At 62.6% G+C, this 15,025-nt stretch carries 12 protein-coding genes; 4 read left to right on the forward strand and 8 right to left on the reverse strand.

Translation table 11 applies throughout. From position 1 onward, the window contains the following. Together Q363_RS21100 and aroE are read right to left on the reverse strand one after the other, a co-directional pair. Positions 1-311 (reverse strand): hypothetical protein (locus Q363_RS21100; RefSeq protein ID WP_211256276.1); only part of this gene is annotated, 311 nt, incomplete at its 3' end. Positions 312-1,009: 698 nt separating this feature from the next. After that, entirely contained in the window at positions 1,010-2,611 is a 1,602-nt protein-coding gene (gene aroE, locus Q363_RS21105; RefSeq protein ID WP_245632374.1) for a shikimate dehydrogenase, read from the reverse strand. A 169-nt stretch (positions 2,612-2,780) separates the two neighbouring features. Between aroE and pgeF the strand changes: the two genes are divergently transcribed. The 3 genes from pgeF to Q363_RS21120 all read left to right on the forward strand — a co-directional run bounded on the left by pgeF (position 2,781) and on the right by Q363_RS21120 (position 6,060). Beyond that, positions 2,781-3,608: a peptidoglycan editing factor PgeF gene (gene pgeF, locus Q363_RS21110; protein ID WP_035354490.1), complete on the forward strand. Its 828-nt coding sequence runs from the start codon at positions 2,781-2,783 to the stop codon at positions 3,606-3,608. A gap of 57 nt (positions 3,609-3,665) precedes the next feature. Beyond that, complete coding sequence (locus Q363_RS21115; protein ID WP_051979098.1) at positions 3,666-4,304, forward strand: TetR/AcrR family transcriptional regulator; 639 nt, start codon at positions 3,666-3,668, stop codon at positions 4,302-4,304. Positions 4,305-4,443: 139 nt separating this feature from the next. Beyond that, on the forward strand, positions 4,444-6,060 hold the full coding sequence (locus Q363_RS21120) for a DHA2 family efflux MFS transporter permease subunit (RefSeq protein WP_051979100.1): 1,617 nt from the start codon (positions 4,444-4,446) through the stop codon (positions 6,058-6,060). A 202-nt stretch (positions 6,061-6,262) separates the two neighbouring features. Here the strand turns inward: Q363_RS21120 and Q363_RS21125 are convergent, their stop codons facing one another. The 6 genes from Q363_RS21125 to sppA all read right to left on the reverse strand — a co-directional run bounded on the left by Q363_RS21125 (position 6,263) and on the right by sppA (position 14,033). Beyond that, complete coding sequence (locus Q363_RS21125; RefSeq protein ID WP_035354492.1) at positions 6,263-9,358, reverse strand: efflux RND transporter permease subunit; 3,096 nt, start codon at positions 9,356-9,358, stop codon at positions 6,263-6,265. A 4-nt stretch (positions 9,359-9,362) separates the two neighbouring features. Beyond that, complete coding sequence (locus Q363_RS21130; protein WP_169747073.1) at positions 9,363-10,457, reverse strand: efflux RND transporter periplasmic adaptor subunit; 1,095 nt, start codon at positions 10,455-10,457, stop codon at positions 9,363-9,365. 8 nt (positions 10,458-10,465) lie between these two features. Continuing rightward, positions 10,466-11,752 carry a TolC family protein gene (locus Q363_RS21135; RefSeq protein ID WP_084080615.1) on the reverse strand — a complete coding sequence of 429 codons (1,287 nt, stop codon included), beginning with the start codon at positions 11,750-11,752 and terminating at the stop codon, positions 10,466-10,468. Between the two features lie 75 nt (positions 11,753-11,827). Beyond that, the gene (locus tag Q363_RS21140) at positions 11,828-12,247 is read right to left on the reverse strand and encodes a hypothetical protein (protein WP_035354496.1); all 420 of its coding nucleotides are present in this window, start codon (positions 12,245-12,247) and stop codon (positions 11,828-11,830) included. Between the two features lie 114 nt (positions 12,248-12,361). Continuing rightward, on the reverse strand, positions 12,362-12,709 hold the full coding sequence (locus tag Q363_RS21145) for an HU family DNA-binding protein (protein WP_035354498.1): 348 nt from the start codon (positions 12,707-12,709) through the stop codon (positions 12,362-12,364). A 250-nt stretch (positions 12,710-12,959) separates the two neighbouring features. Continuing rightward, entirely contained in the window at positions 12,960-14,033 is a 1,074-nt protein-coding gene (sppA, locus tag Q363_RS21150) for a signal peptide peptidase SppA (RefSeq protein ID WP_245632375.1), read from the reverse strand. A gap of 175 nt (positions 14,034-14,208) precedes the next feature. Here sppA and Q363_RS21155 point away from each other — a divergent pair, with 175 nt between their 5' ends. Continuing rightward, the gene (locus tag Q363_RS21155; protein WP_035354530.1) at positions 14,209-15,018 is read left to right on the forward strand and encodes a dolichyl-phosphate beta-glucosyltransferase; all 810 of its coding nucleotides are present in this window, start codon (positions 14,209-14,211) and stop codon (positions 15,016-15,018) included. Positions 15,019-15,025: the final 7 nt, after the last annotated feature.

Below are 15,025 nucleotides of genomic sequence, written 5' to 3' on the forward strand. Positions count from 1 at the left end.
TGATCGGCGATCCAGTGCCCGAGTTCGTCGAGCGTCACGTCCGGCCGCCGTGCAACCTCGTCCCGGATGCGACCTGCAACTTCCGCAGTCACCCGCCGCTCGGGTCCATGCCGCCGTTGACGCACTCGCTCCAGCCGCCCGCTCCGTAGTTGCTGTTTGCGAATCTTCCGCACATACTCGAAGCTCACCGCGTAGCGCTCGGCCAGCAGTCGCAGCGACACCCCACCCCGCGCATACGCCTCTAGAATCCGGCAGCGCAAATCGTCGGAAAACGCTCGCCCCATCGTCTCGTGTCGCAGAAAACTCGCCAATACCACTCGGCCCTACGACACTACTCCCTGGGTATAACTACCTTGGAACTGCTCTAGGCAAAATATTGATTTGTCATGGATTATCCTGGCTATACACCTGTAAAGTATTGAATCTACAGTTGGAAGGGGTCAAAATATTGAAAAATAAAGGGTTAATGGTAGAAGGCCTCGCTTTTGGTGGCGAGGCCTTTTCTTTGATTGCTGACACCGTTTTAATGGTTTGAGGGGAATTGATCGGCGCTTTTTTGGGATTTATTTTGTGGCGTAAGTGGTGTGTATTGTGATAATTAGCGAGGAGACGCGATTTGGAGGGGGTTGACAGCTCGAATCGCGGGATTGGTTGGCGATACGTGCAAAATACTGAGATTCTTCCCCTTCGACTGCGCTCAGGGGCAGAAGGGCGGCTTGGTGGGGCGGAGTTGATAGTCTGCGACCTGGCTGTGTTATGGCGCTACGAGCGAAATGCGGGGGTTCCTCGCTTCGCTCGGAATGACGCCTTCTGGGATGGTGAGTGTCTCGACGCGTGGTGGCGCAGATCGAAGGTTTCACCGGCCGGCGGCTCGGTTTGGTTTCATGCCGCTCAGGCGAGTCGAAGGATGACACGACATAGGTAGGGCCGAACTCGCCTCGTTGGCATCGATTGCTTCCAGTGCCGCGTAGAAGCGCGTCTGTTTGTGGCGGACCTCTTGCGGACCTCTTTAGGAGGCTTTCTTTGCCTTTGAGGTTGGGGCGGCGGGGGCTTCGGCGGCGGCAGCCTCGGCCTGCTGGCGCAGGGCGTGGATGACGACGCGGAGCATTTCTTCTTCGGGGGCCGGTTTTCCGGTCCAGATCTCGAACTGGCGGGCTCCCTGGTGGACGAACATCTCGACTCCGGTGATGAAGGGGATGCCCTGCTGGCGAGCGAGGCGGATGAGCGGGGTTTCGATGGGGTTGTAGACGAGGTCGAAGACCAGCTTGGTGTTCAGGTCCTTGGCATCGAGCAGTTGCGCGCCCTTCTGGCCGGCCATGCCGATGGGCGTGGCGTTGATGATGACGTCGAAGGCGGTCTTGGCGACGGCCTCCTTCTTGATGGTCTTGGAGCCGGACTGGCGGGCGAGCTTCTGGGCGGTCTCAGGGGTGCGGTTGAGGATGAAGACCTCGGCTCCTTTGTCGCGGAGGCCGAAGACGGCGGCACGAGCGGCACCGCCGGCACCGAGGACGAGTGCCTTGGCTCCGCGGAGGGACATGCGCTTTTCGAGCGGCCCGATGATTCCGGCGACGTCGGTGTTGAAGCCGTAGAGCTTGCCGTCCTGGGCGCGGAGGACGGTGTTGCAGGCTCCGATCTTGGCCGAGAGCGGGTCAGTGTTCTCGAGGTGGGCCATGATCTCCTGCTTGTGCGGCATGGTGATCGAGAGGCCCTGGATGGGGATCTCCTGGACGAGCTTAAGGAGGTCACTGATCTTGGTGGCCTGGAGCGCGAGATAGACGGCGTTGACGGTCTCGCGGCGGAAGGCGGTGTTCATCATGACGGGCGAGAGCGAGCTCTTGATGGGGTTTCCGGCGACTCCGTAGACCTTGGTGGCGGCGTCGACCTGATCGATCCGGTAGGTGTCGATCAGGGTGCGGGCGGCGATCTGTCCGGGGCCGGTCTCTTCGCCCTGGGTGGCGGCGGCGAAGGTGAAGACGGAGCCGGCGCGGAGGCCGAGGACGCGGGAGATGATTCCGGCGTCGCCCATGCAGATTCCGATGATGTTGGCGCTCTCGCTCATACGCTCGATGAAGCGCATGAGCGTGACGTTGTCGGTCAGCGTCTTGGCGGTGGGAACAATCTTGACGAAGTCGGCCTGGAAGGGAGCGATGCGCTCGTAGATCTTCTCGAGGTCCTTGGTGGCGGAGAAGTCGTGATGGCTGATGATGAGTGCGACGCCGGTGTCGCGCAGCTTCTGGAGTTCGCCTTTTTTGAGGGCCTCGGCGGACTCGAGCTCGAGGTCGACGAGGTAGAAGCCTGCGCCTGCGGCCTTGAGGAGGATATCCATCTCGGCGGCGACGGTTCCGGAGAACTTGCCTCCGTTGGCGTCGCGGCGACAGGTGGCGATGCCGGTGGCGGCGGTGTTGTCGGCAAAGAACTGCTTGAGTTTGGGAAGGGCGGCGAGAGGCTTCTCGAGGTAATCGAGACGGAACTCGAGGAAGGGGCTCTCTTTGACGACGACCGTCGCCTTTTCGATCATCTCGGCGGCTGTGGAGCCGGTGATGGCGACGCAGATCTTGCTGATGCGGGTACGAAGGAGTTGTGCAGCTGCTGCGGAGGTTGGGGTGGGCACGTTCGCTCTCATTGTCTACAATCCGGGGTATCTTACAGTTCTACTCTTAACGATGCAAATATCGCTGAAATGTAACAAGTTATTCTGGTGTGGAAACGAAATAAACACCTGAGAAAGACGCAGGGCTTAGGGAAAGGTCATAGGACACAGCCCTTAGAATAAGGCCAGAATGAGTGGAAATGATGCAGTGCGGGTTGCGGAGTGGGGAGAGATTGGCTGGCTTCGGCATGGGTTCAGCACCCGGGTGGGCGGCGTTTCGCAGGTCTACGGCAGTAAGTCGTTGAATCTGGGATGGACGAAGGAGGACGACCCGGCCTGCGTGGCGGAGAACCGGAGGCGGTTTTTGGAGGCAGTCTCGGGCGAGGGAGCGCCGATGCGCCTGGTTACGGCGCGACAGGTGCACTCGGGAGTGGTGCGCGTGGTGGGGCAGGGAGATGGCGCGCTGGAGGGCCGGCTGGAGACTCCGGAGGGCAAGGCTGTGCTCGAGGGCGATGGGTTGGTGACCGATCTGCCGGGAGTGCTGCTGGGGGTGGGGACTGCGGACTGCGTTCCGGTGCTGGTGGCGGATACGGCGCGGCGGGCGGTGGGGGCGTTCCATGCGGGTTGGCGGGGAACGGTGGCGCGGATCGTCGAGGAGGGGATTGCGGAGATGCGGCGGGAGTATGGGACGCGGGCCGAGGACCTGGTGGCGGCGGTGGGGCCGAGTATTGGGGCTTGCTGCTACGCCGTCGGGGACGAGGTGCGAGAGCAGTTTGTGTGCGAGTTTGGGTATGGCGAGGAACTCTTTCGGCGTGATGACGAGGAGATGTTTGTCGACCTGTGGGAGGCGAACCGGCGGCAGCTTCTGGATGCGGGAGTTGGGGCGGAGCGGATCGTTGTGGTGGGGGAGTGCACGGGTTGCGCTCTTGATGCGGAGGGGGAGCGGAGGTACTTTTCGCACAGGGTGGAGCGCGGCGTGGCGGGACGGATGCTGAACGTGGTGGGAATTGCAGGGTAAGTCCTTCCTGCTGGGGTGGTATGCTTTGAGACCAAGCGGTCTTGCGGAGGAGGCGGGATGAGCAAAGGGGATGAGACGCGGCAGAGGATCATCGCGGCGGCGGCGCCGATCTTCAACAAGCAGGGGTACGCGGGGTGCGCACTGAGCGACATCATGGCGGCGACGGGGTTGGAGAAGGGCGGGATCTACCGACACTTCGAGAGCAAGGAGGAGATTGCGGCCGAGGCGTTCGACTATGCGTGGACGATCGCGATGGCGCTGCGAAGACAGGGGCTGGAGGAGATTCCGGACCACGTGGACCGGCTGAAACAGCACGTTGCCGCGTTTGTCTTTCGGTCGAGCATTCCGGGAGGGTGCCCGCTGCTGAATACGGGAGTGGATTCGGATAATGGGAATCCGATCCTGCTGGAGCGAGTCCAGAGGGCTCTGCGAGGATGGCAGAAGATGCTGAGGACGACGCTGAGCGATGGGATTGCGGCGGAGACGGTTCGGGCGGATGTGGATGTGGATAAGGTGGCGAGGCTGATTGTCTCGGCACTTGAGGGTGGGATGCTGGTGAGCCGCATCGAGAAGAACGACCAGGCGCTCAAGGATGCGATGGAGCATCTGGGCGCTTATCTGGATACCCAGGTGCGTGCGCGGCGGGGAAGGGCGATGGCGGGGGTTGCGTCGGTTGGGGTGAACGCCAGGCGGTAGAGCGTTTTCCTCGCGAATTTCCGGAGAGGAATCGAATCCTGAGGTGGCGGAGGAACATCGGATAGAGACTGAACGGTCTTTTTGTTTGGCCGGAAAAGCGACCGTTCGGTCTTGCAATTCTGAGAAGGTGGCGAGCGAGATGGGAGCGGTTCAGGTACTGGAGCTGCCGAGGGCAGCAACGACACGGCGAGAGGTGAATCCGTGGGTGGTTGCGCTGACGGTGACGCTAGCGACCTTTATGGAACTGCTGGACACTTCGATTGCAAATGTTTCGCTGCCGCACATAGCGGGAGGGCTGGGGCGCAGCTTCGACGAGGTGACGTGGATTCTGACGACGTACCTGGTGGCGAACGCCGTGGTGCTGCCGATGAGCGCTTGGCTGAGCCGCGTGTTCGGCAGGAAGAACTACTACATGGCGTGCGTGGCGCTGTTTACGCTGACGTCGTTCTTCTGCGGGATCGCTCCGACGCTGGGGGTGATGCTGGTGAGCCGCGTGCTGCAGGGAGTGGGCGGCGGCGGGCTGGCTCCGGTGGAGCAGGCGATCCTGATCGACACGTTTCCGCCTGCAAAACGCGCCTCGGCGTTCGCGCTTTACACGGTGGCGATTGTGACGGCTCCGGCGATCGGGCCGGTGCTGGGCGGGTGGATCACGGATAACTACGACTGGCGCTGGGTGTTTCTGATCAACATTCCGATTGGGCTTCTGTCACTGTTTTTGACGAACCGCTTTGTGCACGATCCTCCGGCGTTCGAGCAGGAGAGGGAGAGTGCGCGGCGTGGAGGACGGCTGAAGATAGACGGGGTGGGGATTGGGTTGATCGCGCTGGGCTCGGCGGCGCTGGAGATCATGCTGGATCGCGGGCAGATCGATGACTGGTTCGGGAGCCCGTTTATCTGCTGGCTGTTCGCGATTGCGGTGGCGTGCTTTGTGGTGGCGATTTATTGGGAGCTGAGGGTCGAGGATCCGATCATCGAGCTGCGGCTGCTGCGGCATCCGAACTTTGCAATCGCGTCGGTGTTTTATTTTGTCTTCGGGTTTGGGTTGTTTGCGACGACGACGATGATTCCACAGATTCTGCAATCGCTGTATGGATACAGGGCGATCGATGCGGGGCTGGTGCTTGGACCGGGAGCGTTTGTGATTACGCTGCTGGCGCCGGTGGGGGCGCAGCTGGTGCAGCGCGGGATTGTGCATCCGAAGACGCTTCTGCTGATCAGCTTGTCCACGGTGTCAGCTTCGATGATCTATTACAGCGGGCTGACGTTGCAGACGGACTACGCGCACTATGCGCTGGCGCGGGTGTTCCAAGGGCTGGGGTATGCGTTCTTCTTTGTTCCGCTGAGCGTGGTGGCGTACTCGCAGCTGAAGCCGAATGAGAACAACCGCGCATCGAGTCTGACGAATCTGTTTCGCAACTGGGGAGGCAGCTTTGGGATCTCGTTTGCGACGACGCTGAGCGAGCGGAGGCAGAGCTTTCACCAATCGGTGATGGCGGCGAACCTGCCGGCCTCGGGGGCTTGGCTGCAGAACCAGATCCACCGGACGACGGATTATCTGATGAGTCAGGGATACTCGCACGCCGATGCGGCGAAGGCTGCGTATCTGCGGTATTACGAGCAGCTGGGCGCGCAGACACAGATGCTTGGATTCATGGATGTGTTTCGTGCGATTGGGTGGCTGACGCTGGCGGTGACGCCGCTGGTGCTTCTAATTCGCCGGTTCCATGTAAGTGGGAAGCCTTCGGGCGGGCACTGAGGGGGAGGGAGTGCCGCGGCCTACGGGAGTACGCGCATTTGCGAAGGCGCTTGAGCGCCTGCATCCTGGATTGACGGTTTGTGTTGCGCTGCTGCGGCTGCCGCCACTGTGGCAGATGGTGCAATTGGTGATGGACGCAAGTGGGCTGGGCCGCGCACGATCATCCACGTGGAGAACTGAATGGCGACTGCGGTGCGAAGAGCTATTCCATCTCTACCTCGGTCTCGGGTTCGCGGACGTGGGCGAGTGGATGGCTTGGGTTGAGTCGCAGCAGCAGCGGCATGATGAAGAGGATGGCGATGACGGTGGTGACCATGCCTCCTACGACGACGCGTGCGAGTGGTTGCTGGGCCTGGGCTCCGATGCCGTTCGAGAGAGCGGCGGGGAGGAGCCCGAGGCCGGCGGCCATGCAGGCCATGACGACGGGGCGCATCTCGTCGACACAGCCGTGCTCGAGGCCGTTGCCGTCGACGCTCTCGCGCTGGGCGCGGCGCACTCCTGACATGAAGACGACGCAGCCGAGCGTGGCGACTCCAATGAGCGAGGTGAAGCCGACGGCTGCGGAGATGCTGAAGGCTGTGTGGCTGACGAAGAGTGAGACAGTGCCTCCGACGGCGGCGAAGGGAAGCGTTGCGAGGACGATGAAGGCGTCCTTCCAGGTGGAGAACTGCATGTAGAGGAGGATGAGGATGATGGCGAGCGAGATGGGAATGATGACGGCGAGGCGCTTCTGCTCCTTGCGGAGTGAGTCGAACTCGCCGGCCCATGTATAGTCGTAGCCATTGGGCATGGGGACCTGCTGCTTCAGCTTTGCCTGCAGGTCGGTGATGGTGGTGGCGAGATCGCGTCCGCGCACGGAGAACTTGATGGGGATGTAACGGCGGCCCGCTTCGCGGAAGATCTGGAAGCTGCCTTGGCGGATATCGACGTTGGCGATCTGTCCGAGAGGAATACGTGAGCCGTCGGCGGTGGGCACGAGGATAGCGCGGATGGCCTCCGGGGTGGAGCGGTTGGCCTCAGGGTAACGGACGGTGAGGTCGAAGCGGCGATCGCCCTGGATGACCTGTGAGATCGGCGCTCCGCCAACGGCGGCCTGGATGGCGGCGTTGATGTCGCCGGAGAGGATGCCGTACCTGGCTGCTCTCGCCCGGTCGATCTGGATGACCAGCGAGGGCTGGCCACCGACTTTGAAGACGCCGACGTCGGCAGTGCCGGGGACGGACCTCATGGTCTGCTGGATTTTGTTTGCAAGGTTGGTGAGGGTGTCGAGGTCGTCGCCGAAGAGCTTGAGTGAGTTCTCGCCTTTGACGCCGGACATGGCCTCTTCGACGTTGTCCTGGATGTTCTGGGAGAAGTTGAGCTCGACGCCGGGGAAGCGTGAGAGGCGCTTGTTCATCTCGTCGATGAGCATGGGTTTGGTCAGGCCGGGGCGCCACTCCTCCTGCGGCTTGAGCGACGCGGAGATCTCGATGTTGTTGAAGGTGGAGACGTCGGTGCCATCGTCGGGGCGGCCCATCTGCGAGACGGTCTGGGTGACTTCGGGTGACTGCGCTATCACCTGGCGAAGTTCGTTGGCCATGTTAGCGGAGGTGTCGAAGGAGATGTCCTGCGGGAGCGTGGCGCGGATCCAGAGATTGCCCTCTTCGAGCGGAGGCATGAACTCGCCGCCGACGAGCACGAAGCAGAGGACGCCGATGCCGAGCAAGCCGACCGCGCCCAGCCAAACGATGCGCGGGTACTGAAGGACGCGGTGGAGTGCCTTTTCGTAGCCGTTTTTGAGGGTGCGGCTGAGCCAGGTGTAGCCGTCGCCGACTTTCTGTTCGGCGGGCGCGGTCATGTAGCCGAGCACGGGAGCGAAGATGAGTGCGAAGAGCAGAGCACCGAGTAGGGCGAAGCCGTAGGTGACGGACATGGGCGAGAAGATCTGTCCGGCGACTCCCTGCATGGTGAAGAGCGGGATGAAGGCGATGAGGATGATGGCGGTAGAGAAGAGGACCGGGCGTGCGGCGTCGGTGACACCTTCGACGATGAGGTCGCCGGTCTCTTCACCGGGGACGCGGCGGGAGAGCTTTCGGTAGATGCTCTCGAGCACGATGATGGACGAGTCGACGAGGATTCCGAAGTCGATGGCGCCGATGGAGATGAGGTTGGCGGAGCGGCCGCTGAGCACCATCATCCCGAACGAGAAGAGCACGGCAAAGGGAATCGTGACGGCGGCGATGAAGGTGATGCGCAGATCGCCGAGCATCGATAGCAACACAAGCGTGACGAGCACGAGGCCGGTGATGATGACCTCGCGGACGGTGTGTGTGGTGCGGTCGATCAGCCTGGTGCGATCGTAGATGGTGCTGATGTGCATGCCCGGAGGAAGAAGGCTGCCGCTGTTGAGTGCGGCGATCTTCTCCTTGAGGGCCTTGAGCGCGGGGAGAGATTTTTCTTCCTTTTGCAGGAGGACGATGCCGAGGACGATGTCGTTTTCCTTGTTGCGTCCTACGCGGCCCAGGCGAGGCTGGGAGCCTTCGGAGACTTTGCCGACGTCGCCGACGGTGATGGGTGCGCCGTTCCTTTCGGCGACGACGATGTGGGCGATGTCGTCGGCGGTGTGGACCTGTCCGAGGGCGCGGACGTTGACGTTCTGGTTGCCGAGCTGGAGGTAGTTACCTCCGGCGTTGGCGTTCGACGACTGGATGGAGTTGATGACCTGCGGCAGGGTGACGCCGTAGCTGAGGAGCTTGTCGGGCTCGGTCTCGACCTGGTACTGGCGCGTGGTTCCGCCGAAGGTTGTGATGTCGATGATGCCGGGAACCTCCTTCAGCTCGCGGCGGACGAGCCAGTCCTGCGTGGCCTTGAGCTCGTTGAGGGTGTAGCCGGGGCCGGAGAGCTGGTAACGGTAGATCTCACCGATGGGCGACCAGGGCGAGAGCTGCGGCTGGAGGTTGTTGGGCAGCGAGAGTGTCTGGAGGCGGTTGAGGACCTCCTGGCGATCGCGGAAGTACTCGGAGTCGAAGCTGAAGTAGAGCTTGACGTCGGAGAGGCCGAAGATGGAGATGGAGCGGACCTCTTCAAGGTGTGGCGTGCCGTTGAGCGCGGTCTCGACGGGCACGGTGACCTGCTGCTCCATCTCTTCGGAGGACCAGGAGGGGTTCTGCGTGATGATCTCGACGAGCGGAGGCGACGGGTCCGGGTAGGCCTCGATGTCGAGGCGCGAGAGTGCGAAGGCCCCGGCGGCGAGCATGACGCCGAAGAGGATCAGGATGATGGCGCGGTAGCGAATGAAGAGTCGGATGAGTGGCTGCACGCGATCAATCTCCGTTGGTGGGACGGAGAAGCGCTCCGCCAGCTGTGACGACCTTGTCGCCGTCGTTGATGCCGCTGAGGACCTCGATGTTCTTCACGGCGCCGGAGTCGAAGGTGCGGCCGATGGTGACAGGGCGCTGGTCGTACTTGCCGGATGCGTTCTGGATGAAGACGGAGGTCTTGTCGCCCTCGTGGATGACAGCTGTGGAGGGAACGATGACGGCGTTGCGCGCGGCTCCGGGGACGCGGATGGTGGCGAACATGTCGGCCTTCAGGGTGTGCTTCGGGTTGGGAAGGACGACGCGGATCTTCAGGGTGTGGGTGTTGGGGTCGATGGCGTCGCCGATGTTGGTGACGCGGCCCTTGAGGGCGAGGTCGGGATAGGCGGGGACGCGAACCTCGACCTCGCGGCCGGGCTTCACGCTCGCGAGATCGCGCTCGAAGACGTCGCCGACGATCCAGACGAAGTCGATGTTGGCGATGGTGGCGATGGGCGTGGCGTTGTCGAGCGAGCGCTGCATCTCGCCCGCGGCGGAGCCGATGTCGAGCACGACGCCGGAGATGGGAGCGCGCAGAGCGACCTCGTCGGAGTTGTTGTCCTCGGAGAAGCCGAGCTCGTGGATGCGCTGGCGGGAGCGCTCGAGTTCGGAGTGGGCGGTGCGGTCCGCGGCATCGAGATCGTCGTAGTCGGACTGCGAGAGGACCTCGTGCTGGAGGAGAAGTTTGCCGCGTGTGAGCGCGCGGTCGGCGCGGAGCACTTCGATCTTCGCCTTCTCGTAGTCGGCGCGCGCGGCGGCGATGTCGCTGCTCTGGAGCGTGGCGACGGCATCGCCCTTCTTCACCTCCTGGCCGGGGAGGACGCGGAGGCTGAGCATGCGTCCGCTGGCCGGCGGGAAGATGTGGACGACGTGGGAGGGGTCAGCCGAGATGCGCGCGGGGATCTCGAGGTAGTCGGTGCTCTGCTGCGCGTGGGCGATGGCGGTCTCGATACCGGCAGTCGCGGGCTGCGTGGCCTCGGCGGGCGGCGGGGCGGAGGACTTGCACGCCGTGAGAGGCAGTGCGGCGATCGTGAGGAGGAGCAGGGAATCAGTCGTTTTCATGCGGGCCTTCATGGGAGGATGTCCGTCGCGGTGGCGTAGCTGAGCTGATGGAGTGCGAGCCATACCTGCGCGTTGGCGGTAAGGCTCGAGAGGTGAATGGCGCGGTAGTCGCGGAGTGCGGAGAGGTAGTCGAGCAGCGTGGTGTTGCCGTTGCGGTAGCTGAACTGAAGGTTGTCGCGGACGTGCTCGGATTCGGCCAGGTAGTGGCTGTTGTAGCGCTGGGCGAGATGCTGCGCGGTCTCGAGCGCGAGCCATGCCTGATCGACGTCGGAGACGACCTGGTTGCGCGCGGCGGTGATGGCGGAGCGGCTGGATTCGACCTCGTAGCGTGTGCGCTCTTTTTCGCCCTGGTTGCGGTCGAAGACACGCACCGGGATGGACAGCGAGAGGCCGAAGGAGTTGTTGATGCCGTTGCGATCGTACTCGGTGGCAAGCGTGGGGTCGGCGGTGCCTCCTGCGACGGCGAGCTTGGCGTTGGCCTCGGCGGCGGTGAGCGCCTGGCGCGCGGCGAGGTAGTCGGGTCGCGAGGACAGGGCCTGGTTCTCGGCCTCGGTTTGCGTCACGGGAATCTGCGGCGGCTCGAGGGTGCCTGTGATGTCGAGGCTCGGCGAGGGATGGTCGTCGCCGAAGAGGAGTTGAAGCTGTGTGGACGCCTGCTGGAGCGCGAGGCGGGCGTTGTCGGCGTCGGATTCGAACTGGGCCAGTTGCAGGTCGATGCGCTCGAAGTCGGTGTTGGTGATATCACCAGCATCGAGGCGCGCTTTGCTCAGGTCGACGGTCTTGTGGTAGTCGGCGAGGTTCTCGTCGGCGACGGCAAGCGATGCCCTGGCCAGCAGCATGTTGGTGAAGGCATCGCGGACAGCGAGCGTAAGCTGACGTTCCTGGTCGCGGTAGAGGCTCTGGGTGGAGTCTGCCGTGGCGTTGGCGGAGTCGAGCCGCCAGCGGCGCTTCTGCCCCCGCTCGAAGAGACGCGAGACGTTGGCGGAGTAGAAGAAGGGGTTGCCGTCAGGCGTGTCCGGCCTCTCGGGCAGCGTAATGCCCTGGCCGTAGAGGGTCAGCGTCGGGTTCTGGCGCAGGCCTGCGGTGAGCTTGTTCGACTCGACGGCGGAGACGTGCTGGCGGACGGAGGCGAGGGTGGGATTGCCAGCCAGTGCGCGGGCGACGGCCTGCTGGAGCGTCAGCGGAGCCGAGGCTGGGGCAGGCTGAGGCGGAGCGGGGGGAGGTGTCTGTGCCGCGGCAAACGACGCCAGCGAAAACAATGCTGCGCCGAGAGCACGAAGAGCGTTCAGTTTCATGCCTACCTTCAGTTTTTGTTTCAGATGGAAGAGGCCGGTGAAGGCCCTCTTTGGCCTTTCCGGAGAATCTGGAGACTACGCGGCGAGCAGGGCCACGGGAGGGGGACGTACCGCCGCGGCACGGGCGAAACCGGCCAGCACCGTCCGGGGGTACGAGCGCGGAACCAGCCGCGAGAGTCGAAGACTGAGGAAGGCTATGCCAAGGAAGAGCAGAGCCGCCAATAAGACTGTATCCAGCAGCGAGCTGGAATCCTGGTCCAGATGCAGCAGAGGCATCGCGACGCGGCGGACGAAGTGCTCACCCTCAGAGGGCGCGGCCATGGCGACCAGATCGTCAGTCATCGAGATGACTGGGAAGAGCAGGACCAACAGCAGAGCGAGCGCGACGAAGGTGGTCCAGGTAAGCTGCGTGTGGCCCAGCCGCACCGCACGGACCCAGAAGGCGACGAGAAGCAGCGATACGGAGAACCATAGGAGATTGAGAAGAAGCTCCACTGATTCAAGTATAGAGCAGACGGCGGGTACGCGTGATGGTGAACCGGAGAGTACTCCCGCGAGAGAAGAGGGAGGGGTGGCCGGTCCGTCCATCGAAGACGCCAGCCCAGGAGATTACATCGCCGGCGGGTGGTGAGGATCGACCTTGTCCTTCTCGCCGGATTTGATCGGAGTGGACTTCACAGCGCCGGGATTGACCGAGTCGCGGAGCTCCTTCGACGGCTTGAAGAAGGGAACTCGCTTGGCGGGGACGTCGACCTTGGCACCAGTCTTCGGGTTGCGTCCGGTGCGTGCATTGCGCTGACGCGTGCGGAAGCTCCCGAAGCCGCGAATCTCGATCTTGTCGCCCGATTTGAGGGCGCCGATCACGGATTCGAAGAGAGTATCGACGATGACCTCGCCGTCTCGACGGGTGAGGTCGCCGAGGGCGGTTACTTTGTCGACGAGATCTGCTTTGGTCATGAGCGGGTCCTTTCCTTCCAGGGAGGGCGATAACAAGTTCAACGCTACTCGAAAACCGGTTTTCTGGTGTTGATTATAAATGGGATGCAAGTTTCGTGCGAAAGGAAACCCGGCGTAAGTAGCAAATAAGTGAACATCTTGCTGAGATGAGATGCAGGAAGCGGCAACCACGTCTGAAAAAAGACGAAAAACCCGGGCGAAGGCCCGGGTTCGTCACAGCGGCAGAGCCTAAAGTCCAGTAGAGGGATGGTTACTTCCACATGAAATAAAAGCCGGGAGCACGGTTCAGCATCTGACCCGGATTGGGAAAGAGGTCTTCGCCGTCCTCGGTGAGCAGCGAGAGCAGACCGCGTTTATTTTTTGCCGGCCGGACGATTGAGGGCTCGCCGGAGATTCCGACGTCTCGCGCTGTATCCATCAGGGCGGTGCGGAAGCCGCCAATGCGGTCGATCAGCCCGAGGGAGAGGGACTGCTTTCCGGTCCAGACCTGGCCGGTGGCAAGCGGCTTGATCTTCTCGTCCGAGCTGTTCCGGCCGGTCGCGACATCGTGCACGAACTGCGAATACATGTTGTCGACCAGCGATTGGAAGTAAGCCTGCTCCTTGGAGGTGAGATCGCGGCTGGGATCACCGGCGTCCTTGAGCTCGCCGGCGGTGATGGTGATGTTTTTCAGCTTCGCCCACTTCATCAGATCGCCGTAGTTCATCCACTCCATGATGACGCCGATGGAGCCGACGACCGAGGCCTCGTTGGCGTAGATGCGGTCGCAGGCGCTGGCGATGTAGTAGGCTCCGGAGGCCCCGACGCTCTCGACGGAGGCGACGATCTTCTTGTGCTTCTCCTTCCGGACGCGGAGGACCTCGTGGTAGATCTCTTGCGAGGCCGCTGCGCCGCCGCCCGGAGAGTTGATGTGCAGGATGATGGCCTTGACGGAGGAGTCGTCTCCGAACTTCCGCAGCTGCGTGTTGACGGTGTCGGGCGAGAGGATGACTCCCTCTATGTCGATCACACCGATCCGATCACCGCCAAGGGCAAGGCCGTCGTCGCCCTTAACCGACCGCATCGCGAACCACGCCATTCCCCAGATGAGCAGGCAGATTGCCGCGAACGAGCCTCCGATGACTGCCATGTAGAACCACGGAGAGCGGTTATTGGGAGGTGTAGGGCGGTAGCCCGCGAAATAGGCGGGAGGATACCCGGATGCGTACGGAGGACGCGCAGTGGTATAGCCTGCGAAGTTGGGCGGAGGGGGCGGTGGCGGGGATGGCGGCTGGGGCGTGAACTCGTCCGGCATGTTGTGGAGTTTAGCAGGGACGGCGGCCAATTTGCTCGCGCTTTGATGGGATCGATGAGCCTCCAGTTGGAGGGGCTGGGTGAATATTTTTGAGACAGAAAGCGGTGTTCGAACGTCCAATAATTGCAGTATTATGAACGGCGACCCGTCTGTCGATCCCGTCGAATTCGGTTATTGGAACAATCCAGGAAGGCTGGCAAGCGCCATGGCGCATCCGCAGTTAAGTATTGTCATCCCGGCGTATAACGAAGCCGCACGCATTGAAAATGCGCTGGATCGCGTGATGTCGTGCGTGGCCGAGCAGGGATGGGACGCCGAAGTTCTGGTCGTGGATGACGGATCGAAGGACGACACGGCAGCGATCGTACAGCGCTGGATGAAGAACAATCCCCGCCTGCACCTGGTGCAGAATCCGGGGAACCGCGGCAAGGGATACTCGGTGCGCAACGGCCTGCTGCAGGCGGCTGGCGAAATTGTGATGTTTACCGACGCCGATCTGTCGGCTCCGATGGAGGAGGCCGAGAGGCTGATCGCCGCGATCAACGCCGGAGCCGATGTCGCCATCGGATCACGCTGGCTCGACCGCGCGCGGCAGACGATCCATCAGCCGCTCTACCGTCAGTTCTTCGGACGCTGCTTCAACTGGATCACGCGCACCGTGATGGGTCTTCCGTTCAAGGACACGCAGTGCGGCTTCAAGGCCTTTCGGCGCGAGGCCGCGCAGGTGATCTTCCGTCTGCAGACCATCGAGCGCTGGGGCTTCGATCCGGAGATCCTGTTTATCGCGCAGAAGCTGAAGTACGAGATCCGCGAGGTCCCGGTGACCTGGGGGCACGACGAGCGCACGCGCATCAGCTACCTGAAGGACGGCATGAAGATGCTGGAAGACATGGCGAGAATCCGCGCCAATTCGATTGCAGGCCGCTATGACAAGGCGATTGCGGCGATGCGCGACACCAGCACTATGGTGACTCGGCCTGTGGAACACGCGGCCAAGGTTGGCGCTCGTCAATAACGCCGTA

This window comes from Edaphobacter aggregans DSM 19364 (assembly GCF_000745965.1).
Classification (GTDB): Bacteria; Acidobacteriota; Terriglobia; order Terriglobales; family Acidobacteriaceae; genus Edaphobacter; species Edaphobacter aggregans.

What these genes read in the sequence shown, in the direction of transcription:
- Q363_RS21145 (WP_035354498.1), bottom strand. Translation starts at nt 12,709, where the DNA reads ATGACCAAAGCAGATCTCGTCGACAAAGTAACCGCCCTCGGCGACCTC.
- Q363_RS21115 (WP_051979098.1), top strand. Translation starts at nt 3,666, where the DNA reads ATGAGCAAAGGGGATGAGACGCGGCAGAGGATCATCGCGGCGGCGGCG.
- Q363_RS21130 (WP_169747073.1), bottom strand. Translation starts at nt 10,457, where the DNA reads ATGAAAACGACTGATTCCCTGCTCCTCCTCACGATCGCCGCACTGCCT.
- Q363_RS21135 (WP_084080615.1), bottom strand. Translation starts at nt 11,752, where the DNA reads ATGAAACTGAACGCTCTTCGTGCTCTCGGCGCAGCATTGTTTTCGCTG.
- Q363_RS21120 (WP_051979100.1), top strand. Translation starts at nt 4,444, where the DNA reads ATGGGAGCGGTTCAGGTACTGGAGCTGCCGAGGGCAGCAACGACACGG.
- pgeF (WP_035354490.1), top strand. Translation starts at nt 2,781, where the DNA reads ATGAGTGGAAATGATGCAGTGCGGGTTGCGGAGTGGGGAGAGATTGGC.
- Q363_RS21155 (WP_035354530.1), top strand. Translation starts at nt 14,209, where the DNA reads ATGGCGCATCCGCAGTTAAGTATTGTCATCCCGGCGTATAACGAAGCC.